Here is a 23,577-nt window from a genome sequence, read left to right as displayed (position 1 = left end):
ACTCAGATGCCGGTTTGCTTTCTCTACAGATTAAGCATGGCACATTGTTAGGGGGGCGGGTCCATCTTATTTCCTACAATTAGCCACCTCGCCCGCAGAGCGGGCTCCTACAATCTTAACCACCTCGCCCGGAGACCGGGCTCCTACGATTCCACCGGGCTCCTACACATCCTTTTCACATCCTAATTCTAACCGGGCTTTATCTACTAATTCGGCATCCAATTCCTGCTGTACCGACACACCTAATTCCTTAAACTCGGCGGCCTGACGTATTAAGTTTCCGCGACCGGAATAGAGTTGTGAAAACGCCTTGTCATAGGTTTCTTTGGCTTTATCCAACTGCACACCAATGCCCTGCATACTATCCAGAAAGACCCGCAGCTTGTTATAGAAGCGCTCTGCACGGCGTGCCAGCTCAGCGGTATGTCGACTCTGATCTTCAAAGCGCCAGAGTTGGCGAACAATATTCAGACTGGTCAGCAAGGTTGTTGGCGTTGCCACCAGTACATTACTTTCTATAGCTCGCTGATACAGCGTCTGATCAAAGCGCAAGGCTTCCACATAAGCCGACTCGACTGGTATAAACATCACCACTATTTCGGGAGTGTTCAAGCCCGGCAACTGGTAATAGCGTTTATCAGACAACTCACGGATCCGCGCACTAACGGCGGCGGCATGCTCACTCAAGGCAAACTGACGCTCGGTGTCTGTTTCAGCATTCACATAGCGGGTATAGGCCGCCAGTGAGGTTTTGGCATCGATAATCAGGTGCTTGTCTTCTGGCAGATAGATCACCACGTCGGGCCGGCGGCGACCGTCTTCGGTATTAAAGCTGACTTCACGGCGATAATCTTTCCCGGCACGCAGACCGGCACTATCGAGCACATTTTCCAGAATCAGCTCACCCCAGTTGCCCTGCACTTTTTTCTGCCCTTGCAATGCATTGGTCAGCTTTTCGGCTTGTCCGGTAATGGCCTGATTCAGTTGTTGCAGATGGATCAGTTCGGTTTTCAACTCACTGCGTTGCTTCAGGTCTTCGGTATGGATCGACTCGACCTTTTCACGAAACCCCTTCATATCCTGATGCAAAGGGTTAAGTAATTGCTGTATACCCTGCTGACTGAGTTTACGGAAACTCTCCCCTTTACGTTCCAGTACCTCATTAGCCAGGGTTTCGAATTCTTGTTTAAGCTGTTCACGATTGTTCTGTAACAGCGCCAACTGCTCAGCATGAAAACGTTGACGCTCTTCCATCTGCGTGGTGAGGCGCGCATTCTGTTCACGCACCCGTAATAACTCCAGCTTTAATCCATCCAGCTCGATATCCGCTTTATCCAGTTGCTCCTGGACCGCCTGTCTCTCAACCTGTTCACGGACCAGTTGATGTTGCAATTGTTGTTGCACAACTTGTTTGCTGTGTCTGCTCAGCCACAGCAACAAGGCTGAAATAAATAGAATTGATCCCCAGGACACCCAGATCAGCGGGTGAATTGTAACCATTAGGCTGGCCCTCCCTTGGGTTGGGCAAGTGTCCTATCTGGCATATCGCGAATATGCAGATCCATTTGTGGAAAGGCAATTTCAATACCTTCCTTTCGGAAGGCTTTGAGTATTTGTGTATGTAGCTCACTGGTGGTAACTAAACGGTCTCTCATCTGGCTGACATAGACACGCAATTCAAAACTCAATGAACTGTCGGCAAAATTGAGGAAATACACATTCGGTTCCGGATCGCTCAATGACAGCGGGTGAGCAACGGCGATGCGATACAGAATGGCCATCACCTGTTCTGGGTCGGAATCATAGCTAACCCCCACAGGAATCACGATACGGGTAATGTTATCCGACAGTGTCCAGTTGATCAGGCGCTCGGTGATAAAGTTTTTGTTGGGTACCACAATTTCCCGGTTATCCCAATCAATAATGGTAGTAGCCCGTGTACGAATTCGAGCTACCGTGCCACTGTATTCCCCAATGGTGATGGTATCCCCCACCCTTACCGGACGTTCGAACAGCATGATCAGACCGGAAACGAAGTTTGCTACCACCTCTTGCAGGCCAAAACCCAAACCCAATGTCAAAGCGGCCACCATCCACTGCAGTTCACTCCAACGCAATCCAATTAATGAGAAAATGGTGACAACGGCTACTACGGTAAGGGCATAACGCACCAGCGTTGTTACGGTGTAGCTGTGAACCTCATCCACCAGACGACTGCGGGACAGCAGTATCTCGATCAACCCAGGCAGATTGCGTGTTGCCATGACAAAGAAGCCAGCAAGCAACACTGCCAGCAAAAAGTCCCGCAGGCTCACCCGAGAGATAATTTCAGTTTCGCCTACAGCAATAGTACGTGACCAAAGGGTAACATTATCCAGCCAGTTCAGTGCTGGCAGCACATCCGCCCAGACGGTGAATAGCGCAATCAGTAAACCGGTGAACACGGAGGTTTTTAACAGGGTTTGCGTCTGATGTCCGATATCTTCAATACTCAAGTGCGGTTCCGGCAATTCAGTCACACCTTCAACATCACCCGACATATCTTCCAGAGCAGCACGCGCACGCTGCTCTTTCATGCGGCGGATACGTAAACGCGTTTGACTTAATACCAACGCACGCACTGCCAGAGAGTAGAGCAACAACACCAAGCTGGATACCACCAGCGTATCAACAAATCGCGGTAACAATTCACCCACTGTCAGCAGATATCCCGCCAGAGTCAACACCAGGGTTGCCAAGGATAAAAATACGAAAACCAGCCTCAGAATACGCCGCTTGTGACTCTGAAAAAACACCCCTTGATCGTCAGGTGCGGGTGCCAGTATACGCCAGGCAATCAAACCATTCAGCGCGGTCACCAGCAACAATCCCAGTCGACCGAAGACATCATAAACCCGCTCATCTGGATGCCCGTAGGCCAGAGCCAACAGAATGATCAATATCAACTGCACCGGCAAGAACCAGATCAAATTGAGTCGAACACGTGAGAGTAATCTGGCGTTCCACTCAAAATGAGTCGGCCCTACACCTGATTCACGGGTAAATATTACAAACAGATGACCAGCCAGCCACCAGCCGGCGGCCGTTGATATCACACTGGAAAGAATTTCTGTGCCAGGTGTAAGCTCTTCCCGTGTCAGTTGCAGTGCAAAAGCGTAAAGCAACAAAGGAACGGGCAGTACTCTAATCAAACTCCAGCCCATAGCTTTGTAAGTCAGGCCAATATTATCGGAATACTTATGTGCCGTTTGCTTAGCAATTTGCTTAAGGTGATAGTCGGTTTTACGACCGACTAAATACACACCGCCCACCAGGGTCAGCACTAACAGACTGGTAATCGGTGACCCTAGTGTCGCCTGCCAGATACTGCGCGCAACTCCACGCCAGGCAGATGGGTCAATCAGTGCAGTAAAAGCATCTCCAGTACGCTCAAGCCAGGATAAACTGACAGGACTATGACTTGGCCACCAGAGCAGGGTTTCACTCAGGATTTGGTCCAACGAATCTATCAGTTCGGCAATCTGGCGCAGTCGATATTCATTCTGGCGTAACTGCTCGGTCAATTGCTCTTCCGACTGAATCTGCAGATTCAGCAGCTCAGTTCCGATGCGGACCAGTTCCTGTACACCACGGTCACCCACAGCAGCAAGTTCAGGGAGTTGCTGCAGGCGCCGCAGATCATCTCGCAAACTGATGCTGCGCAAACGAGATTGGGCCAGTTCACGCTCAAGTGATTGTAAGGTAACGCGTGGATTCCCATAATCGGCCAGGCGTTTTCGTTCATCCAAAAACTGTGTACCCACCACCTCGGTCAGTCCACTGACTTCCAGGCGCTCTTCCACCGCGCTGAGAGAGTGTGACAGATCATTAAGCATCAGATCATACTCATCTCGCTGTTGCTGCAGAGTTTTCAGGTCATCATAGTGTTGAGCAACACTATCAATACGCGACCGAATTTCCTGCACCTCATTCTGGTAGTGCTGTGCCAGCTCTGGCTCCCGCTCGACCAGGCGCAGCAGATCGGAGTTGAGTAACCTGAGCTCTTGTGTCGAGCGGTTATTGAATTCGCCTTCCAACCACAGCAGGTTGTCAGCAATCAACGCCAGCTCGAGCTCTCCGGCCTGAATTTCCAAGCGTAAAAGACGTATACGCGGCTGCAAAATAGCCTGATCCAGACGTGCAGCAATCAGCCGGGCTTCATGACGCCGAACAGCGGATGCTTGCAAAGCCTCAATGGCCAGCTTTAAACGGTGATTTTCGGCATCGACAGGTGATGCAACCGGCTCAGGCGGTGCTTGCTGCATCAAGTCTTCCAATGTTTCAGGCTGACTAATCGCCTGTTCTTGAATACGTTGCAGAGCGCTACGCTGTTGATCCAGCTCCAACTGCAACTGCTGCTGACGGCTGTGCAAGGCAGTAATATCAGCCTCTATTTGTGACAAACTACGCTCGTCTGAATCCTGATTCTCCAGGTTTTTTCTGGTGGCCTCTAGACGTTGGACCAAGCTATCCACGCGATCCGCATAAGCCTGCATCTCTTTCAGCCGCACCTGAGCGCCCGATAGACGCTCAGTTGCCAGACGCTCATTCTCAACCACCTGCTGCCAACGTTCATGAGCCGCATCGGCAACAATCGGCTCAGCTTGCAAAACGGCTTCAGCTTCTTCCATGAGAGAACTGTCAAACCAGGCACTCACGGCTTCATCATCAACACGCTCCATCTCCGTTTCGATCTGTTCCATCTCGCTGGTCAAACTTCGCAGAAACTCTGAGACACCCAATGCGGCATTGCCAGCAGGTGTATTGGCAAGTAATGCAGGTGACAGGAATAAGAACATCCAAAAAACGGCTGAGACCAGGAGAGAATGAAAATGAGAACCTTGGGTGTCTTGCATAGTATAGAGCCTGGTAATAGAGTGTGGGCAGAGTATAGCAAACACCCCTAACACAAGGAGATAGTAAGATGCGGTTTCGTCTATTAATGCCAGCCATGCTGGCAGGTTTATGTATTATTTCGGCCTCAGCATCAGCTGAAACACCCAATCTGACCCCAGGTCTCTGGTCCCATACCAACACCATGTCTATCGATGGTCCTATCCAGATCCCGGGTCAAACAGAAACCCAGCAGGAATGCATCACCCAAGACGATATTGATCAGGGCGCTGATTTATTGGAAGCACCGCAAAGCTGCAGCATCACCCGCATGGATATTTCCCGCGACAATATGCACTATGCCATGACCTGCTCAGAACAGGGCATGACCTATACGATGGAAGGTCAAATGACATTTATGGGTGAGCATATGGAAGGCCAAATGACAGGCACAATGGACAGCCCTATGGGCTCCATGAATATGAAAGTCGATACCAAAGCTGAACGTGTTGGTGAGTGTTCATAAGGGGTTGAGTCAGAACAAAAAAGGGGTCAGTACCCTTTAATTTCAAATTAAAGGGTACTGACCCCTTTTTTGGGGCTTACGGTGCTTCAGCTGGTTGCTGTTGCTTTCTGGTGTTGTTTTGCCAAGCCTTGAAAAGTGTCGATGCAATCAGTAGTAGCGTGATCGCAAGAAAGGCGGCACTGATCGGGCGCTCAATGAAAAACATCAGATCGCCCCTACTGATCAACAATGTTCGCCTGAAGTTCTCTTCGATTAACGGCCCCAGAATAAAGCCCAATAACATCGGCGCTGGTTCAAACTTCAATAAATACAGCATGTAACCACTGAAACCAAACAGTGCTACCAGCATAATGTCAAAGTAGGAGTAGTTAATACTGTAAACACCTATGGCGATAAACAGAATGATCGACGGATACAAAACCGTATAGGGTATTTTCAGAATACTGACCCAGACCCCGATTAGTGGAATATTCAATACCAGCAACAAAATGTTACCGATCAGGAAACTGGCCACCAGACCCCAAAAAATTTCAGGCGTTTCAGAAATAATGGTCGGGCCGGGAGCAATTCCATGAATCAGCAGCGCACCTAGCATCAACGCCATCACCGCGTCACCGGGAATACCCAGAGTGAGCGTTGGTATAAATGCAGATTGAGCCGATGCGTTATTGGCACTTTCCGGTGCTGTAATCCCTTCAATAGCGCCCTTACCAAATTTTTCAGGATGTTTCGAAACGCGTTTCTCCAGTGCATAGGACATAAACGAAGCAATGGACACACCGGCCCCGGGCAAAATACCTACCGCGCTGCCCAGCGCAGAGCCACGAAACATAGGCATAATGCTTTCTTTGATATCCTTGCCTGTAGGCAGCAGCGAACGATAAGAGATCTTCTGGTTGCTCAACCCTTTGGAGTCCACTTTACCGACATTGGAGATCACTTCGGTGATACCAAATATCCCCATCGCCAGTGCCACGATACTGATACCGTCATACACGTAGGTAATATCAAAGGTAAAACGTTGCATACCCGAGGTCACATCTGTGCCGACTAATCCCAGCACCAGACCGATCAACACCGATGCGATCCCTTTCAGCGCTGAGCCCTGCACCAGAATCGAAGCCGCAACCAGTCCCAGTACCATCATGGAAAAATACTCGGCCGCCCCGAAATTCAGCGCCACTTTAGCCAGTGGGGGTGCAAAGGCTACCAGCAACACTATGGCAAAGATTGAGCCAAAAAAGGATGCAATGGCGGTCATAAACAGCGCCACACCGGCACGCCCCTCTTTGGCCATCGGATAGCCATCAAGACAGACCACGGCCGACGCCGGTGTGCCAGGCAAATTCAACAGAATAGACGCGGTGGATCCACCATATTGGGCGCCATAATAGATTCCCGCCAGCAACACCAGTGCGGTCGTTGGCGGTACATAAAAAGTCAGTGGCAGTAACATGGAGATAGCGGCCAAATGCCCAACTCCCGGCAGCACACCAATCAACATGCCGAGACTTACGCCCAGCAGGCAGTAAAACAGGTTTTGCCAGGTTAACGCGACTTCAAAACCCATCGCCAGATTCGATAAAATATCCACATCAACTCCAGGGAAATAATTTCAGAGGGATGGACAGTCCGTAAATAAAGACCACATACACCATGACATTGAGACACAAAGCCAGGATGAAGGTATTCCTCCAGGAAAGTGCCTTTTCAGACAACCTGGACGCTACCACTAAGGCCGTTGTGGCTACGATGATGCCCAGACTATTGATGGCCAGACCGAAGCAGACCAACCCAATCATGATGAATATCAGTGGGCGCCACTGGATTTTATCCATAGTGGTCTGAACAAAAGCCGATTTAATCAGGATAATAATACCGATGAAGGTGATGGCAACTCCGAGCATGAGCGGAAAGTAACCAGGACCCATTCGCAGCAGATTACCGATGTTATAGCTGGTGGACTCAATCACCACAAGCAAACCAAAAGCAATCGTGACCAGCCCCGACAGGGACTCTCTTTTGTCGATTCTCATTTTTCTAAACCATGTAATTGTTTTTTGGTCTGGTTCGTAAAACGTTTCTATCCAGGCTAGCCAGAATATCACGCCTGCCCATAATCCATACTGACAGACGCGACATAGACTTCAATTCGCCGATTACTCGATTTTGATGCCGTATTGCTCGATTACCACACCCATATTTTCATGGTTATCAGCAAGCCAATCGATCATTTCCTGGGAACTGCCATTAGCAGCAACGGCACCCTGACCCGCAATACGTTCCTGCATATCTTCACTTTCAATGATTTTCTGCAGTTCAGCATTCAAACGCTCAATCGCATCAGCAGGACTGCCACCGGTTGTCAAAATCCCCTGCCATGAACCCATGTTTTCACCTGGCATATCTAGCTCAGTAAAGGTTGGGACATCCGGCAGATCGGTCAAACGCGAAGGTCCTGTCACAGCAACCGCTGTTAACTGTTCGCTCAGCACAAAGGGTTTAGTAGCCGTTGAGCCATTGATCAGCACCGTGCTCTCACCCGATACCACGGCACGTGAAGCGTCAGAGCCTCCACGATACGGGATAATTGACCAGTCCAGGTCAAGATGATCGCCGACCAGTACCGAGGCAATATGGTTTGCGCCACCAATACCTGAGTTAGCTGCCGACAGCGCGCGAGGATCTGATTTACCCAGCGCCACCATCTCTTCAACCGAACTCACACCCAGTTTCGGATTTACCGCCATGATATAAGGAGAGAAGCTGACCATGGTCACAGGAGCCAGATCATTAACCGGATCATAGCTAAGATTGCTATACAGGTGCGGTGCGGTTGCCAGTGCCGCCACATCCATTAGCAACAAAGTGTGTCCATCTGCATTAACCTTGGCAACATAGTCAGCACCAATATTGCCACTCGCACCAGGCTTGTTCTCAACGATAACCGGCTGTCCAATTGCAGTAGACAGCTCAGGTGCTATCAGGCGAGCCAGGATATCTGAAGTGCCTCCGGGAGCGAAGGGCACCACAATTCTAACGGGCCGTTCAAACTCATAGGCCTGTACAGCCATCGAACCAAACAGCATAGAACCAGCTAAGGCACAACTAATAAGTGATTGTTTTATCATAATTATTTTCCTCAATAGGGTTGCACTATGTATACCAGCATTAGAACAGAAGTCTGAATGCCTGTGTAAGTCCAGGTTCGAAACGCACAAGTGATGCTTAGCAGCGCTTCACTCACCCTTCTCAAACCCAAGCTATTCACATCATACATCATACAACAAGATCTGCAATACCGTTTCAACTGAAAAAATGCCTCATGAATAAGACTGGTCAAGCTCGTTGATTTCGAAAGAAATAAATCTCATATTAAATATTAACTATATGTATTTATTACACTTAAATGTAAATTAACCATTAAAAAATTATTATCTACAACCTACTAAAAACCCAATTTTCCATATTTTACGGAAATACTGATTGCCAACTTTATTGTATGTTGTATGATGTATTACATGAACAAAGCAATTCGTTATAGCATCCTGAATACCGTCTGACACTATAGAGGAATAAAAATGACACTGTCTGTAGAAAACATCAGAAGCTCACTCAGCGACGGACTTCTCTCCTTTCCCGTCACTGATTTTGATCAACACAACAACTTCAATGCCGATAGCTTCCGCAAGCGCATCGAAGCCTTTATCGAACACAAGGTATCGGCGGTATTCGTGGCCGGTGGCACAGGCGAGTTCTTTTCGCTGTCACTCGATGAATACCAGCAGCTTGTCACTATTGCGGTTGAAACCGTCGGTGGCAGAGTGCCGGTTATTGCCAGTGCCGGACGCAGCATTCCTGATGCCATAGCCTTTGCCAAGGTCGCCGAACAAGCCGGTTGTGATGGTATTTTGCTGATGCCGCCCTACCTGACCGAGTGCCCCCGCGAAGGTGTTGTCGAATACGCGCGTCAGGTAATCAACAGTACCCCACTGCAGGTGATCTATTACAACCGTGCTAATGGCGTATTGCTCGCTGAAGATGTCAAACAGCTGGCAGCAGACTGCCCGAACCTGATCGCGTTGAAGGATGGTGTCGGTAATATTGCCTCGCTCAACGACACCATTAAGACAGTTGGCGACCGCCTGGTGTATATCGGTGGGGTTCCAACCGCCGAAATTTTTGCAGAGGCCTATCTCTCCATCGGAGTGAACACCTATTCATCAGCTGTATTCAATTTCATGCCAGAAATGGCCAACCGCTTCTATACCGCACTCAGAAGCGGCGACCAGCAAACTGTCACCGACATCATCCGTTCCTTTTTCATTCCCTTCTGTCGATTGCGTGACCGCAAAGCCGGTTATGGCGTCAGTCTGATCAAGGCCGGTGCCACGTTGCAGGGAATCACAGCAGGCGATGTCAGAGCACCACTGACCATGCCAACGTTAGAGGAGATCGATAAGCTCAAAGCCATTATCGATGCGAATAGCTGAGCACACCTTAACAAGAATCAGCGCTGGCATAGCTGACCTCTAAATTTAGCAGTCACTAAACCAGCGCTTGTTCGTTAGTCCACAATTGGGATAATGTTATAATCAAAACGTTTATCGGAAGAGTATCAGCGTAATGAGTAATAAAACCGTACCCCTAGCCCCTTTTCAGGTTGAGCGCGTTGCTCGCTCTGAAAGCCTGGCAATCACTGTTGCCTCTCGGCTGGAGGCTATGATCACACAGAATCACATTGCTGTAGGGGCAAAGCTACCGACAGAAAATGCGCTGTGCGATATGTTTGGTGTCAGCCGCACAGTCATTCGTGAGGCGATTACTCAATTGAAGTCTTTGGGTCTGGTGGAAACGCGACGTGGTGTCGGCACCACAGTGATTCGTAATCAACCAGCCGAGACACTCTATGCCTATACTATCAACCCGACAGCCGTTGAAGATATTCTGCATATTCTCGAACTGAGAATAACCTTCGAAACCAGTGCAGCAGAACTTGCCGCACTGCGTCGCGATGATCAGGATATTGAATTGCTCGAAGCGAGTCTGCACGCGTTTGACCAAGCACTGGTCAAAGGTGAGTTGGCCAGAAATGAGGATTACCAGTTTCACTATGGCATCGCCACAGCAACGAAGAATCCTTTTTTCCGCCAGTTCTACGAGCAATTCAATAAAAGCATTATCCCCAGAGCGAACATTGTAAACACCAATCTGGATCAGGCCGCCACCGAGGTGTATCTCGCACGTATCCGTGAAGAGCATCACGAAATACTCGATGCAATACGCGCCAAAGATCCAGAAGCCGCCCGCAAAGCGATGCACAAGCACCTTTACCGTGCGCACCATCTGTATGAGAAGTATCGGTCAACGGCTGCATTTGATGACTGATCTTCCCAGCAGAGACTCGCTCTAGTCGAGAGCGGCGTCGCAATGCAATAGACCTGCTGACCTTCTGGTCGGCAGTCACACCTCGTTATTGGAGATAGTTATGATCATTAAAGGCGAAATGCTGATAGGTTCACGATCGGTCAAGGGTGAGCAGGAATCAATTTTTGGTATTAATCCGGCAACCAACGAACAGATTGAACCAGCTTACTTTGGTGCTGGTGAGCAGGAGATCAATTTTGCGGCGGGATTGGCTCAGGACGCGTTTGATACTTTTCGCGAGACGTCACTCGACGTACGTGCAAACTTTCTGGAACTGATCGCTGAAGAGATATTGGCTCTCGGAGATCCACTCGTCGAACGTGCCATGCTCGAATCCGGTCTGCCTCGCGCCAGAATTGAAGGTGAACGCGGCAGGACCATAAATCAGCTACGCCTGTTTGCTTCAGTGGTAAGAGATGGCGAATGGCAAGGGGTTCGTATCGACCCGGCCATGCCAGAACGCACACCACCACGATCCGACCTGAGAATGCGCCAGATCCCGCTCGGCCCGGTTGTTGTGTTCGGCGCCAGTAACTTCCCACTGGCCTTCTCTGTTGCTGGTGGTGATACCGCATCCGCACTTGCAGCGGGCTGTCCTGTAATCGTTAAAGCGCATCCGGCTCATCCAGGCACATCGGAGCTGGTAGGCCGCGCTATTCAGGCTGCAGTTGCCAAGGCCAAACTACCAGAAGGCGTTTTTTCACTGCTCTATGGTCAAGGCAATGCGATTGGTGTGAGCCTGGTTCAGCACCCCCTGATCAAAGCAATCGGGTTTACCGGTTCACGCACAGGTGGCATTGCTTTGATGCAAGTGGCTGCCAACCGTCCCGAACCGATTCCTGTCTATGCCGAAATGAGCAGTATCAATCCGGTTTTCCTCATGCCAGCCGCCCTTGAACAACGGCCTGAGTCGATGGCTGAAGGCTTTGTCGCCTCCTTGATTATGGGTGCAGGGCAGTTCTGTACTAATCCAGGACTGGTAATCGCCGTTGAAGGTAATGGCCTGAGGCGTTTTATTGCCCGCGCCACGGAAGTGATAGATACCGCGTCAGCTCAGACCATGCTGACGCCTGGTATTCATCAGGCCTACAGCCTGGGTGTGCAGCAGTTGCAGAAGCATCCGCAGGTTCGTCATCTCTGCTCCGGCCCCGCCGCCCAGAGCGAAAACCAGTGCCAAGCCCATTTGTATACTACCAGTGCAGCCGCCTTCATGGATGATGAAAGCCTGAATACAGAGATTTTTGGTGCCTGCTCGCTGATTATTCGTTGCCAGTCGGTGGATGAGTACCTGCAGCTAGTCCAACATCTGGAAGGTCAATTGACCGCAACCCTGCAGTTAGATCAGGCTGATATCGCACTGTCCAAACCCTTGGTGACTGCACTGGAACGAAAGGTCGGCCGCATTTTATGCAATGGCTACCCTACGGGTGTAGAGGTCTGTCATGCCATGGTTCACGGTGGCCCCTTCCCGGCTACATCTGACAGTCGCACCACTTCGGTCGGCAGTGCCGCAATTTATCGCTTCCTGCGCCCAGTATGCTATCAGGATATGCCTGATGCCCTTCTGCCTGAAGCACTACAGACTAACAACTAGGAGCCGCAAATGAGTAACCAACTGGACCTGGTGTTGCAGATACTGGCAGTCACGGGTCCAGTGTTCATTATGGTGATTGTCGGCCTGCTGCTGAGAAGAACGAATATCATAGATGAGCCATTCATTAACACGGCATCTAATCTGACTTTCCGCCTGACCATGCCACTCCTGCTGTTTATCGGTATTATTAAAACCGACCTGAACACAGCACTGAAACCGGATTTGATTGTGTTTTTTTCAGTGGCGACTCTGGCCAGCTTTGCACTGGCCTGGCTCTGGGCACTAAAACGCATCCCCCTTCAGGATAGAGGTGTGTATGTACAAGGTGCTTTTCGCGGTAACTGCGGTATCGTCGGTCTGGCACTGGCGGTCAATCAGTATGGTGATTATGGCCTGGCGATAGGCAGTATTCTTTCCGGGCTGGCCATCATCCTGTTCAATATTCTCTCCACCATCGTACTCTCAGTTTATAGCCCTCTGATTAGCGTGAGCGTGAAATCCATTGCCAAGGGCATACTGCGAAATCCACTGATCATCAGTGTATTCCTGGCCTTGCTGGCCTCTTATGTGCAGCTTTATATACCTGAATGGATGATGACATCAGCTGAATATATTGCTTCAATGACCTTGCCTATCGCGTTGATCTGTATCGGTGGCAGCCTGTCAATCGAGTCCTTGCTCAAATCCGGAAAAACCGCCTTGAGTGCGAGTCTGCTTAAATTGATTCTGCTGCCTCTCCTGTTTACAGGGATTGGCTGGATGCTGGGCTTCAGCGGACGAGAACTGGGCATACTCTTCTTGTTTCTGGCCAGCCCAACAGCCGCCATAAGCTATGTGATGGCCAAAGCCGCCGGGGGCGATGCCCGCCTGGCCGCCAATATCATTGCCTTAAGTACCGTGTTATCCATTCTGACCGTGACCGCGGGCCTGTATACCCTTGAGCACCTGGGCTGGGTGTAAACCGAGCCTGGTATTGAGGATTCAGTCCAGCTTCTTTACCGGAGTCAGCAGCGCTCTGCCAGAAAAATGCGCGGCCAGATTATCCACTACCAACTGTGCCATAGCGCCACGTGTTTCGACTGTACCGCTGGCACAATGTGGCTGTAGCACAACATTATCCAACGCCAATAAGGCATCCGGCACATTAGGCTCCTCCACGAAAACATCTAACCCGGCACCTGCAATTCGGCCCTGCTGAAGTGCTTCTATAAGCGCGCTTTCATCCACCACCGCTCCACGCGCAATGTTGATCAGATAACCCTGAGGGCCCAAAGCAGTTAACACCTCCGCATTAATCAGCCGGTGAGTTTCACTGTTGGCCGGTACTGTTAACAGCAAAACATCACAGTCTTGCGCCAGCTGAATCAGGTCAGCGTACCAAGGGTAGGCAACCTGCGGCTGGGCATGACGTCCGTAATAACAAATTTGCATACCAAACGCCTCGGCACGAACAGCCACGGCTTTACCAATTCGTCCAAAACCCACTATACCCAAACGCTTACCCTGCACCGACGTATTCAGCGGCATCATTCCCTGGTTTCGCCAATGGCCTTCGCGAATCCAGCGCTCGCCTGGCAACAGCCTGCGCAGTGTAGCCAGCAGCAACAGCATCCCCATATCCGCTACATCAGCATTGAGTACATCTGGCGTATGGGTCACCGGAATGCCACGTTGCCGGCAGGCTTCGACACAAAGGCTATCTATGCCGACACCTGAGGAGGCAACAATTTCAAGATTAGGCAGACGAGCCAGCAGATCGGCGCTAAAACCGCCGCCATGCGATGTCACCACCGCACGAATACGCGATCCAACGGCATCCAGCAACGCATCCGGATCAGCAGCCTGATCCAAACGATGCAGATGATAGGTTTCATCCAACTGCTTCATCTGCTCAGGACGATTAGGCCACACAACCAGCACATCTATCTTATTCATCGAGTAGCACCCTTTTCAGCATTCAGTTATGAGAAGGTTATAACCTATCCAGGTTGTATAACATAGTATGTTTAAGTCATGGTAGGCACAAGCATAAGATAAGCAGCATCAGAAGCCTTACTGGCGTTATGGCGCTGCCTACTTTGAACAACATAAGCCCCTTCTCATTCATTGATACTTCTTCATACGGCTGTTGCTGAATTTGGTTCAGCAAAAAGGGGTCAGTACCCTTTTATTTCTGAATAAAAGGGTACTGACCCCTTTTTTCATTAGCCAGTTCGGTTAAGCTACACAGTTATAATAAATACAAAATTTCAGGTGTAATGTGTCTGACGCTCATTTGCAATTTCCGGATCTGAAGTATCTGCTGGACAAGCTGCAATTTAAGCCTGAGGAAGGCAAAATCTGGCTGGCTGAACAGCGGACGGTATTGATGGGGCTGGGTGCGCTTTCCAGCTTCAGGAAAGAGATTATTACCTCCATGGGTATGGAGCGTGGCAAGGGCTTTTTTATGCGCCTTGGCTACTACTCCGGCATGCGTGATGCTGAACTGGCCCGTAAACTCAATCCCGATGCTACCCCCGACCAGGCCTTTCTCACCGGCCCTCAGCTGCATTGCCTGCGTGGCATGGTCAAAGTGATCCCACTGGTACTTGAGTACGATCCTGACAAAAAGCATTTCTATGCCGAGTTTGAATGGGTCGATTCATTTGAAGTTGAAATCTGCAGGATGTCCTTAGGCCAGCTGAATGAACCCGCTTGCTGGATGCTGTTAGGCTATGCCTGTGCTTATTCCAGCCATTTCACCGGCCTGGATATCCAGTTCAGAGAGGTCGAATGCCGCGGTCAGGGCGACCATCAATGCCGCATCATCGGTAAAGTCGCTACCGAGTGGCCAGATCACGAAGACTTTAGCCATTTTTTCCGTGAAGCGCCGTTAATTGATGAGCTTTACGAACTGCAATCACGCATTGCCGATCTTGAACAAACGCTCGGCTACCCGGAAGATGTGCCCAAAGCCCTGGGCGAAGCACCGCCATTTACCAGCGCCCTGGAGATGATTGACCGTGGTGCCAATGCCGATGTCACCATGCTGTTAATTGGTGAAACCGGTACCGGCAAGGAAGTGTTGGCACGCCGTGTCCATAGCATGAGTACGCGCAAAGACGGTCCCTTCGTGGCGGTAAACTGTGCTGCCATCCCCCCTGAGCTGATCGAATCGGAACTCTTTGGTGTTGAAAAAGGCGCTTATACCGGCGCTACGCAATCGCGTAAAGGTCGCTTCGAGCGCGCCGATGGTGGCACCATTTTTCTTGATGAAGTGATTGAACTCTCACCCAGAGCCCAGGCGGCGTTGCTACGTGTCATTCAGGAAGGTGAGTTGGAGCGCGTGGGTGACGATCACACCCGCTCGATCGATGTACGCATAGTCGCAGCGACAAACGAAGATCTGGCGGCCGCCGTAAAAGCCGGACGTTTTCGTGCCGATCTCTTCTATCGTATCAATGCCTATATGGTGGTAATTCCGGCGTTGCGTGAGCGGCAAAATGATATTGCCTTGTTGGCAGAGCATTTCCGTAAACGCTACGAAAAACAATACCGCAAAGTCACCCTGGGGTTTACAGACCGGGCTATGGCGGCCTTGCATGGCTATGACTGGCCGGGGAATATCCGTGAACTGGAAAACGCGATAGAGCGCGGTATTATTCTGACCGATGAAAGTAGCTCAATTACCGAGCAAAACCTGTTTAATGCCGGCTGGAGTCAAACTCCCTCGGTTGATCCTAAAACGCGCAAGTTAAATCAGTCCTCAGGTCAGTTGGAAAGCCACACGCCCAATGAACTATTGCTGGCTTCTCTGACGGACCAGATTCTTTACAATGAAATCAGCATCAGTGATCTGGAAACGGCCTTGATTAATAAGGCAACTGAAAAGGCAGAAGGTAATATTTCAGCGGCGGCACGCTTGTTAGGTTTAAGCCGCCCTGCACTGGCCTACCGGTTAAAACGTCAGGATGAAAGCGCTAACGGCGAAGCAGAAAAGAAGTAAGCAAATAGCAGTAAACTGCTGACCGTAAGGGGAACAAACGGTCAGCAGGGTTTCCTGAAGTGATCTTTAGCGCCCGAGCTTTTTAGCGGATTGACCCGCAATACCAAAATGCTGCTTAGGCATTTCGGTAATCATCACTCTAACCGCCTGCTGTGGTGCATCCAGCGAACGCACCATCGCGGCTGTGACCTCCTCGATCAAGCGCTCTTTTTGCGCATCACTGCGCCCTTCCAGTATATAAAGCTGAGCAATCGGCATAACAGCCTCCAGGCTACCAGATCAAAAAACTTTGGTCAGTGCGACACGAAACTTAGTGCCTTCAAAACCTTCTCTAACACTATGTTCTTTATAGATGCCTGCATCCACACCCATCATGATCTGCGGCCAGAAATAGCCAGCAGACACCCCAGCGGCGTGAGTCTCAGCATCGCCTCCGTCAACATCCCAACGGCTGTATCCTACCAACCCCAGATCCATCAGGCCGTAGCTCTTACCCAGACCCCACTCCACGACCAGCTCGTCGTTCACTGAGCTTTTGTCGGCAATTTCATAACGGGACAGCAAGGATAAAGACACATCCTTGGCTTCAGTAAGGTAGACATTCCCTCCCAACGTCAGCATCACTTCAGTGTAACCAAAACCCGGATCGGCCGGTTCACTGCTTTTCCCCGTCGCATTCCAGATGCCTGCTGCAGCAACAGCATCCCAACGCTCCCCATGCCAACCGATCAGAGAGCCGACAAACAGATCGCCCAGCCCGGTTTGTTTGTCACGCACTATACCGTTTCCGATATCCAGGTCGGTTCTTACCATCGGCAGTATGGCCTCAAAGCCCAGGTTACCACCCAGCACTTCGGTTTCGGTGACCCAGATAAAACGGTGCGCCAGTGCATCCACTTTCACACTGCTATCAGGTGGCAGGCCATCAGCGTTACTGGCATCGTAATGCACCGCATAGCCACGGTAGTAAACACCCGGAGGTGGCACGACCGCGGACTTAACCCCCTCGATCCCGGGGACATACTGACCGGCTTGCAGCGCAAGGGGGGCCAGCGATACCATAGCAGCCAGCGACACTATTTTTTTCATAGACATAGGTACTACCTTTTTTAGAGTTATTTTTTAGTTAAACTTTAGTTAATCTTTAACTTTAATAATTAGAATTAATTGCATGAAATATATTAAATAAACCTTGCCGATATCGATCCAAGATCCTGATAACGAACGGTTATGGAATCGCCCCGATTCACAGTGACAGCTGCAGTAATCCCACCCGTCATAATGAAAGTGCCAGCCGGTATCTCTTCACCTCGCTCACCCAGCATATTTGCCAGCATCGCCACCGAGGCGGCCGGATGACCGAGCACCGCTGCACCTGCGCCAGTAGCGACCACCTCGCCGTTGATCTCCATCACCACACCCAGTGTTGTCACGTCTACATCTTCCAGACGCGCCATACGACCACCGGTGATAAAACGTGTTGAACTGGAGTTATCGGCGATCACGCTTTTAAGGTCGAACTTGAAATCCTTGTAGCGGGAGTCAATCACTTCCACCGCCGGGATGATGAAGTCGGTCGCGCGCATCACATCACCGATATGCACACCTGGGCCTTTCAACGGGGCTTTGGTGACAAAGGCAATTTCGGCTTCAATTTTCGGATGAATCAATTCATCCATTTTGATCTCGCCACCCTCAGGCACACTGAAATAATCGGCCAGATAGCCGTAACAGGGCTGCTCTACTCCCATCTGTGCCATTTTTGCCCAGGATGTCAGGCCCATTTTCATGCCCACAATCTTGTGGCCACGCGCCTCTTTGCGCTTGCGCACTTCCCACTGCACATCAAAGGCATCTTCGTAGGTCATATGCGGATACTGGTCTGTCACCTTGGTGATCTCATAGGCCTTGAGCTCAGCGTCTTCACAATAGGTTGCCAGCTGTTCAATTTCTGTACGTGTTAAATTACCCATCAAATTAACCCCTTCTGTTTTGCCATGGTCAGTGCCAGGTCTTCAATCATGTCTTCCTGTCCGCCCACTGTGCCTCGGCGACCCAATTCCACCAGGATGTCTCGCGCCTGAATGCCGTATTTTTTCTCGGCACGCTGTGCGAACAGCAGAAATGAGCTGTACACACCGGCATAGCCCAGTGTCAGCGAATCACGGTCAACCCGGATCGGTTGGTCCATCATCGGGACCACCAGGTCTTCGGCCACATCCATAATCTGGTAAAGATCGATACCGGTTTGAGCTCCCATGCGTTCCAGTACCGCAACCAGCACTTCCAGTGGCGTATTTCCGGCGCCAGCACCCAGCCCGGCAACAGAGCCATCAATGCGAGTAGCTCCCGCTTCAATAGCTGCCAGGGAGTTGGCGATGGCCATGCCCATGTTATGGTGGCCGTGAAAGCCTATCTCGATGCTCTTGGGCAACTCAGCCCGCAGCAGAGCAATCTTCTCGCTGACTTCATCCGGCAGCATGTAGCCGGCAGAATCGGTGCAATAGATGCAGTTAGCGCCGTAACTGACCATCAAGCGTGCTTGCTCCAGCACTTTTTCAGCACTGATCATATGCGCCATCATCAAGAAGCCGACGGTATCCATACCCATTTTGGCGGCCATACCGATATGCTGTTCAGAGACATCCGCTTCCGTACAGTGCGTGGCAACACGAATGGTGCTGACACCACAGTCTTTCGCCATTTTCAGGTGATCAACCGTCCCGATCCCCGGCAGCAGCAGCGCAGAAATTTTGGCGTTTTTCATTTTCGGAACCACGGCGTTGAGGTATTCCTCATCACTGTGGGCGGGAAAACCGTAGTTTAATGAGGCGCCGCCCAGGCCATCGCCATGGGTCACTTCGATCAGCGGCATGCCAGCAACATCCATGGCCGATGCAATCGTTACCATCTGCTCCAGGCTGATTTGATGACGTTTGGCGTGCATACCATCGCGCAGGCTCATATCGTGTAACGTGACAGCTTTATTATGTAAATTCATGATTTTGCTCCTGTTAGCTGCGCGCTGGTAAGGTGATGCTGCCGTTGGCGGCTTCTTCTGCGAACATCTCGGCGGTGCGTAAACCGGCGGCCGTCATGATGTCGAGGTTGCCTGCATATTTAGGCAGGAAGTCACCCAGACCCTCCACTTCCATAAATACCGACACGCGGTTGCCATCAAATACCGGACCGTTGACCAGCCGGTAACCAGGCACATATTTCTGAACCTCCTTGACCATGGCGTGAACGGATTCGGTAATAGCCGCCTGATCCGGGGTGTCTTCGGTCAGGCAGTGGATGGTGTCGCGCATCATCAGCGGTGGTTCGGCGGGGTTGATAATGATGATCGCCTTACCCTGCTTAGCTCCCCCCACCTTCTCTACAGCGGCGGCTGTTGTGCGGGTAAATTCATCAATATTCTGACGTGTGCCTGGACCGACGGAACGCGACGACACAGTGGCCACAATTTCGCCATAGGCCACTGGTTGCACACGGGAAACCGCCGCCACCATGGGAATAGTGGCTTGACCACCACAGGTGACCATATTGACGTTCATTTCCAGGTTCTTGGCATGATCAGCCAGGTTAACCGGCGGCACGCAGTAAGGGCCTATCGCCGCAGGCGTCAGATCGATCATGATCACACCCAACTCATTCAGCTTGCGGCTGTTTTCGGCATGCACATAGGCTGAGGTTGCATCAAAGGCGACACGAATATCGTCTTCAAGCACATGAGGTAACAGGCCATCGACACCCGTAGCGCAGGTTTTAATACCCATCGCTTTGGCCCGTGTCAGGCCTTCGGATTGCGGGTCAATACCCACCATCCATACCGGCTCTATCCATTCAGAGCGCTGCATTTTCATCAGCAAGTCGGTGCCGATATTGCCGGGGCCGATAATGACCGCTTTCAATTTTTTTGACATAAGAACTGTTCCAATCCTGAGTTTATTATTCTGGCTGACTAAACAAAGCGCACCGAAGCACTGCCCATCCCACCAATACTGACGCGCATATAATCGCCCGCCACCACCGGCTCAAGTGGCACCAGTGATCCGGACAGAATCACTTCACCGGCTTTCAGCCCTATGCCAAACGCACCCAGGGTGTTTGCCAGCCAGGCGACACAATTAACCGGACTACCCAACGCGGCGGCTCCCGCCCCGGTCGAAATGATTGATCCGTTCTTTTCCACCACCATGCCGCAGGTAGCCAGATCGACCTTGCGCGGATCCACTGCACTGTCTCCCAGTACAAACAAGCCACAGGAGGCATTGTCTGCCACGGTGTCCTGAATTTTGATCTGCCAGTTGTCGATGCGTGAATCCACCACCTCAAAACAGGGCATCACGCATTCGGTAGCGGCCAGCACATCGGCATTGGTAATACCGGGGCCCATCAGGTCTTTTTTGAGGATAAAGGCAATTTCGCCTTCGGCTTTGGGCTGCATCAGTAGCTGGCTGATGGGCATCTCTTCACCCTGGCTATAGGCCATTTTGTCCGTCAGGTAGCCAAAATCCGGCTGATGCACATTAAGCATGTTTTGCACCGCTTTAGAGGTCACGCCGATCTTTTTACCGATCACCCGCTCACCGGCCGCCAAACGCTGCTCCAGCATGCGTAAGGAGATGTGGTAGGCATCATCAATGCTGATGTCCGCATAGGTTTCGGTTAACGGGCGAATGACCTTGCGGCTGGTCATCGCGTTGAACAGCTCATCACCGCAAGCCTGAATCTGTTGCTTATTCATAGACTTCTCTTTTTATTTAACTAGGCTTCAAACATCTGCTTCTGCGAGAAAATCAGATACCAATTTTGTGAAACGTTGAGTGTGCTCAATCTGGGTCCAGTGCCCACAATGTCCGAACACATGAAGCTGGGCTTTATCTATCCACTGTGACAGCACCAGGCTGGTCTGAAGTGGAATCACCTGATCTTCACGTCCGTGAATGATCAGTGTTTCATGGGGTAAGGCACGAATTTCGGACTCAGGACTAGCCATGGCATCCACCCAGCGCTGACGTGGGGCTGGAAACATGGCGGCAAAGGACTCCTGAAAGCCGGGTCGAATACTGGCTTCATAGCGCATTTGTGCCAGTTCATCGCTGACCAGTGTTCGGTCATAGGCAAAGATATCCAGCAAACGCCGCATTGCTGCGAGTGAGGGCTCATAACCCCAGGCAGCCTCTAACCCCGGAGTCATATCAAAGGGCACCCCGACACTGCCCATCAACACCAAACGACGGAAGCGTTGCGGATGACGTATCGCCAGAGCCAGAGTCAGTGCACCGCCAAAGGAGTTACCCACCAGATCAGCCTGATCTATGCCCAGGGTGTCCAGCAAATCGATAACATGCGTCACCCAACGGTCCAGGTTGTATTGCTGATCTGCCGGACGGTCGGTATAGCCAAAGCCCAACATATCAGGCGCAATGACACGGCGACTCTTGGCTAATTCTGGCAGGACTAAACGCCAGTTAGCCCAAGCGGTCACCCCAGGGCCAGAGCCATGGATCAGCACGACAGGAAAACCACTACCCTGGTCATGCAGATTGGTTTGCACACCCTTAACATTTACCATCTGACCTATTTCTGGATTACTCACGTCATTCCCCCCTTCAGACTGAGGCCGACCGGCCCAGTACAGATCACAGCTTGATACAGATGTTTTTCAGCTCGGTGTAAAACTCCAGGCCATGCACTCCGCCTTCACGACCGATACCGGATTGTTTGGCACCGCCAAAGGCGGTGCGCAGATCACGCAGGAACCAGCTATTCACCCACACCAGACCGGCTTCAACCTGTTCGGCGACACGCACGGCGCGGGAGGAATTTCCTGTCCAGATGGCGGCAGCGAGGCCATATTCAGTGTCATTGGCCAGGGCGATGGCTTCTTCTTCGGTATCGAAAGGACGAATATGACAACACGGGCCAAAGATCTCTTCGCGAATGACTCGCGCATCATCAGCCAGCCCGGTCCAGATAGTCGGTTCAATCCAGGCACCGTCATTCAGCTCCGCGCCCATATCCGGAATCCCACCGCCGATCTCGACCCTGGCACCTTCCTGCACGGCCAAATCGTAGTAGTACTTAACCTTGTCCCGGTGTGCGAGACTGACCAGCGGGCCGAAATTGGCTGCCGGATCTTCGGGACGGCCTAATTTGAGCTGGGCAACGGCATCTTTCATGCGTGCCAGAAAGGCTTCATAGATGGGCCGCTCTACATACACACGCTCGGTACCCAGGCACACCTGACCACAATTAACGAACGCCGAGCGCATGGTGCCTTCCACGGCTTTATCCAGATCACAATCAGCAAACACCAGCGCCGGGTTCTTACCGCCCAACTCCATGGAAATATTACGCAGCCCTACCGCGGCCGCTTTCATGATTGCCTCGCCCGTGCGGGTTTCACCAGTAAAGGTGATGGCATTCACCAGCGGGTGCGTGGTCAGAAACTCACCGGCTGAATTTGGACCCAGTCCATGTATGACGTTATAGACACCTGCAGGTACGCCACACTCATTCATAACCTCCCCCAGCAGCGTTGCTGTCGCCGGGGTTTCTTCAGAGGGTTTCACCACAACGGTATTACCGCACGCCAATGCCGGTCCAACCTTAAAGGTCATCAGCAACAGCGGCAGGTTCCAGGGGCTGATCACAGCCACGACACCCTTGGGAGAGCGATGCCCCAGATTGATAGCCCCTTCGCCATCTGGCGTATCCATGCGGAAGGCTTCAGTCGGATGGTTCGCCAGGGTTTCTGAAAAGGCTTTGAAGTTGGCTGCACCGCGCGGAATATCGATATGGCTGGCGATGCTGTACGGCTTGCCGGTATCGCGACACTCAGCCGCCAGAAACTCATCGGAGCGTTCATTAATGCGATCAGCCACCCGGTTCAGCAGCGTGATACGCTCGGCCTGGGTCATTTTCCCCCAGGGCCCTTGCAACGCGGCTTTAGCTGCTTTTACCGCCGCATCCACCTCATCCCGACCCGCTTCATAAACGGCGCCGATCAGGCTGTTGTCGACCGGGCAGCGATTTTCAAAAGTTTTACCACTGGCGGAAGCGACAAATTCGCCATTGATAAAGTGTTTAAATTCGTTCATAGCTTGCTCTCATTCACGGGCAGGTTAAAAAGTGCCGGTCAACCCGATGACCGACACCGGGGCC

At 51.3% G+C, this 23,577-nt stretch carries 20 protein-coding genes; 6 read left to right on the top strand and 14 right to left on the bottom strand.

Going from position 1 to position 23,577, the window contains the following annotated elements; translation table 11 throughout:
• Nucleotides 1-162: 162 nt before the first annotated feature.
• Both ACN0R1_RS13795 and ACN0R1_RS13790 read right to left on the bottom strand, forming a co-directional pair.
• Complete coding sequence (locus ACN0R1_RS13795; protein WP_417583815.1) at nucleotides 163-1,500, bottom strand: DNA recombination protein RmuC; 1,338 nt, start codon at nucleotides 1,498-1,500, stop codon at nucleotides 163-165.
• Nucleotides 1,500-4,895: a mechanosensitive ion channel domain-containing protein gene (locus tag ACN0R1_RS13790; protein WP_417583813.1), complete on the bottom strand. Its 3,396-nt coding sequence runs from the start codon at nucleotides 4,893-4,895 to the stop codon at nucleotides 1,500-1,502. Before ACN0R1_RS13790 ends, ACN0R1_RS13795 begins: the two co-directional genes overlap by 1 nt.
• Nucleotides 4,896-4,963: 68 nt before the next feature.
• On the opposite strand from ACN0R1_RS13790, the gene ACN0R1_RS13785 reads away from it, so the two are divergent.
• Complete coding sequence (locus ACN0R1_RS13785; protein ID WP_417583811.1) at nucleotides 4,964-5,398, top strand: DUF3617 domain-containing protein; 435 nt, start codon at nucleotides 4,964-4,966, stop codon at nucleotides 5,396-5,398.
• Nucleotides 5,399-5,474: 76 nt separating this feature from the next.
• Here ACN0R1_RS13785 and ACN0R1_RS13780 read toward each other — a convergent pair whose 3' ends face one another.
• From ACN0R1_RS13780 to ACN0R1_RS13770, 3 genes are all read right to left on the bottom strand, one after another.
• Entirely contained in the window at nucleotides 5,475-6,992 is a 1,518-nt protein-coding gene (locus tag ACN0R1_RS13780; RefSeq protein WP_417583809.1) for a tripartite tricarboxylate transporter permease, read from the bottom strand.
• Nucleotide 6,993: 1 nt separating this feature from the next.
• Entirely contained in the window at nucleotides 6,994-7,434 is a 441-nt protein-coding gene (locus ACN0R1_RS13775) for a tripartite tricarboxylate transporter TctB family protein (protein WP_417583807.1), read from the bottom strand.
• A gap of 123 nt (nucleotides 7,435-7,557) precedes the next feature.
• Nucleotides 7,558-8,529 (bottom strand): Bug family tripartite tricarboxylate transporter substrate binding protein, encoded by a 972-nt coding sequence (locus ACN0R1_RS13770; protein ID WP_417583805.1) that lies wholly within the window; start codon nucleotides 8,527-8,529, stop codon nucleotides 7,558-7,560.
• Nucleotides 8,530-8,979: 450 nt separating this feature from the next.
• Here ACN0R1_RS13770 and ACN0R1_RS13765 point away from each other — a divergent pair, with 450 nt between their 5' ends.
• The 4 genes from ACN0R1_RS13765 to ACN0R1_RS13750 all read left to right on the top strand — a co-directional run bounded on the left by ACN0R1_RS13765 (nucleotide 8,980) and on the right by ACN0R1_RS13750 (nucleotide 13,379).
• Entirely contained in the window at nucleotides 8,980-9,891 is a 912-nt protein-coding gene (locus ACN0R1_RS13765; protein WP_417583803.1) for a 5-dehydro-4-deoxyglucarate dehydratase, read from the top strand.
• Nucleotides 9,892-10,024: 133 nt separating this feature from the next.
• The gene (locus ACN0R1_RS13760) at nucleotides 10,025-10,786 is read left to right on the top strand and encodes a FadR/GntR family transcriptional regulator (protein ID WP_417583801.1); all 762 of its coding nucleotides are present in this window, start codon (nucleotides 10,025-10,027) and stop codon (nucleotides 10,784-10,786) included.
• Nucleotides 10,787-10,886: 100 nt separating this feature from the next.
• Nucleotides 10,887-12,419 (top strand): aldehyde dehydrogenase (NADP(+)), encoded by a 1,533-nt coding sequence (locus ACN0R1_RS13755; protein ID WP_417583799.1) that lies wholly within the window; start codon nucleotides 10,887-10,889, stop codon nucleotides 12,417-12,419.
• A gap of 9 nt (nucleotides 12,420-12,428) precedes the next feature.
• Complete coding sequence (locus ACN0R1_RS13750) at nucleotides 12,429-13,379, top strand: AEC family transporter (RefSeq protein ID WP_417583797.1); 951 nt, start codon at nucleotides 12,429-12,431, stop codon at nucleotides 13,377-13,379.
• A 21-nt stretch (nucleotides 13,380-13,400) separates the two neighbouring features.
• On the opposite strand, the gene ACN0R1_RS13745 is transcribed toward ACN0R1_RS13750, so the two are convergent.
• Nucleotides 13,401-14,354: a 2-hydroxyacid dehydrogenase gene (locus ACN0R1_RS13745; protein ID WP_417583795.1), complete on the bottom strand. Its 954-nt coding sequence runs from the start codon at nucleotides 14,352-14,354 to the stop codon at nucleotides 13,401-13,403.
• 325 nt (nucleotides 14,355-14,679) lie between these two features.
• Between ACN0R1_RS13745 and ACN0R1_RS13740 the strand changes: the two genes are divergently transcribed.
• Entirely contained in the window at nucleotides 14,680-16,404 is a 1,725-nt protein-coding gene (locus tag ACN0R1_RS13740; protein WP_417583793.1) for a sigma 54-interacting transcriptional regulator, read from the top strand.
• Nucleotides 16,405-16,470: 66 nt separating this feature from the next.
• Here the strand turns inward: ACN0R1_RS13740 and ACN0R1_RS13735 are convergent, their stop codons facing one another.
• From ACN0R1_RS13735 to ACN0R1_RS13700, 8 genes are all read right to left on the bottom strand, one after another.
• Nucleotides 16,471-16,662, bottom strand: a complete 192-nt coding sequence (locus ACN0R1_RS13735) for a 2-hydroxymuconate tautomerase (protein ID WP_417583791.1) — start codon at nucleotides 16,660-16,662, stop codon at nucleotides 16,471-16,473.
• Between the two features lie 21 nt (nucleotides 16,663-16,683).
• A complete protein-coding gene (locus ACN0R1_RS13730; protein ID WP_417583789.1) occupies nucleotides 16,684-17,499 on the bottom strand; it encodes a SphA family protein in 816 nt (271 codons plus the stop codon).
• Nucleotides 17,500-17,585: 86 nt separating this feature from the next.
• Entirely contained in the window at nucleotides 17,586-18,377 is a 792-nt protein-coding gene (gene dmpH / locus ACN0R1_RS13725; protein WP_417583787.1) for a 2-oxo-3-hexenedioate decarboxylase, read from the bottom strand.
• Nucleotides 18,377-19,405, bottom strand: a complete 1,029-nt coding sequence (gene dmpG / locus ACN0R1_RS13720) for a 4-hydroxy-2-oxovalerate aldolase (protein ID WP_417583785.1) — start codon at nucleotides 19,403-19,405, stop codon at nucleotides 18,377-18,379. Before dmpG ends, dmpH begins: the two co-directional genes overlap by 1 nt.
• 13 nt (nucleotides 19,406-19,418) lie before the next feature.
• Nucleotides 19,419-20,330 (bottom strand): acetaldehyde dehydrogenase (acetylating), encoded by a 912-nt coding sequence (locus ACN0R1_RS13715; protein WP_417583783.1) that lies wholly within the window; start codon nucleotides 20,328-20,330, stop codon nucleotides 19,419-19,421.
• Between the two features lie 38 nt (nucleotides 20,331-20,368).
• Entirely contained in the window at nucleotides 20,369-21,154 is a 786-nt protein-coding gene (gene dmpE / locus ACN0R1_RS13710) for a 2-oxopent-4-enoate hydratase (protein ID WP_417583781.1), read from the bottom strand.
• Nucleotides 21,155-21,181: 27 nt separating this feature from the next.
• Nucleotides 21,182-22,009 carry an alpha/beta fold hydrolase gene (locus ACN0R1_RS13705; protein WP_417583778.1) on the bottom strand — a complete coding sequence of 276 codons (828 nt, stop codon included), beginning with the start codon at nucleotides 22,007-22,009 and terminating at the stop codon, nucleotides 21,182-21,184.
• Between the two features lie 43 nt (nucleotides 22,010-22,052).
• Nucleotides 22,053-23,513, bottom strand: coding sequence for a 2-hydroxymuconic semialdehyde dehydrogenase (locus ACN0R1_RS13700; RefSeq protein WP_417583776.1), 1,461 nt, complete (start codon nucleotides 23,511-23,513; stop codon nucleotides 22,053-22,055).
• Between the last annotated feature and the right edge of the window lie 64 nt (nucleotides 23,514-23,577).

Origin of the sequence: Nitrincola sp. (assembly GCF_048264025.1) — a bacterium.
Classification (GTDB): domain Bacteria; phylum Pseudomonadota; class Gammaproteobacteria; order Pseudomonadales; family Balneatricaceae; genus Nitrincola.
Note: the sequence above shows the minus strand (reverse complement) of the source record. Positions and strands in the feature narration are given on the sequence as shown.

Bases quoted from the DNA above. Each gene is read 5' to 3' on its own strand.
- ACN0R1_RS13795 (WP_417583815.1), bottom strand. From the start codon at position 1,500: ATGGTTACAATTCACCCGCTGATCTGGGTGTCCTGGGGATCAATTCTA.
- ACN0R1_RS13790 (WP_417583813.1), bottom strand. From the start codon at position 4,895: ATGCAAGACACCCAAGGTTCTCATTTTCATTCTCTCCTGGTCTCAGCC.
- ACN0R1_RS13785 (WP_417583811.1), top strand. From the start codon at position 4,964: ATGCGGTTTCGTCTATTAATGCCAGCCATGCTGGCAGGTTTATGTATT.
- ACN0R1_RS13775 (WP_417583807.1), bottom strand. From the start codon at position 7,434: ATGAGAATCGACAAAAGAGAGTCCCTGTCGGGGCTGGTCACGATTGCT.
- ACN0R1_RS13770 (WP_417583805.1), bottom strand. From the start codon at position 8,529: ATGATAAAACAATCACTTATTAGTTGTGCCTTAGCTGGTTCTATGCTG.
- ACN0R1_RS13765 (WP_417583803.1), top strand. From the start codon at position 8,980: ATGACACTGTCTGTAGAAAACATCAGAAGCTCACTCAGCGACGGACTT.
- ACN0R1_RS13760 (WP_417583801.1), top strand. From the start codon at position 10,025: ATGAGTAATAAAACCGTACCCCTAGCCCCTTTTCAGGTTGAGCGCGTT.
- ACN0R1_RS13755 (WP_417583799.1), top strand. From the start codon at position 10,887: ATGATCATTAAAGGCGAAATGCTGATAGGTTCACGATCGGTCAAGGGT.
- ACN0R1_RS13750 (WP_417583797.1), top strand. From the start codon at position 12,429: ATGAGTAACCAACTGGACCTGGTGTTGCAGATACTGGCAGTCACGGGT.
- ACN0R1_RS13745 (WP_417583795.1), bottom strand. From the start codon at position 14,354: ATGAATAAGATAGATGTGCTGGTTGTGTGGCCTAATCGTCCTGAGCAG.
- ACN0R1_RS13735 (WP_417583791.1), bottom strand. From the start codon at position 16,662: ATGCCGATTGCTCAGCTTTATATACTGGAAGGGCGCAGTGATGCGCAA.
- ACN0R1_RS13730 (WP_417583789.1), bottom strand. From the start codon at position 17,499: ATGTCTATGAAAAAAATAGTGTCGCTGGCTGCTATGGTATCGCTGGCC.
- dmpH (WP_417583787.1), bottom strand. From the start codon at position 18,377: ATGGGTAATTTAACACGTACAGAAATTGAACAGCTGGCAACCTATTGT.
- dmpG (WP_417583785.1), bottom strand. From the start codon at position 19,405: ATGAATTTACATAATAAAGCTGTCACGTTACACGATATGAGCCTGCGC.
- ACN0R1_RS13715 (WP_417583783.1), bottom strand. From the start codon at position 20,330: ATGTCAAAAAAATTGAAAGCGGTCATTATCGGCCCCGGCAATATCGGC.
- dmpE (WP_417583781.1), bottom strand. From the start codon at position 21,154: ATGAATAAGCAACAGATTCAGGCTTGCGGTGATGAGCTGTTCAACGCG.
- ACN0R1_RS13700 (WP_417583776.1), bottom strand. From the start codon at position 23,513: ATGAACGAATTTAAACACTTTATCAATGGCGAATTTGTCGCTTCCGCC.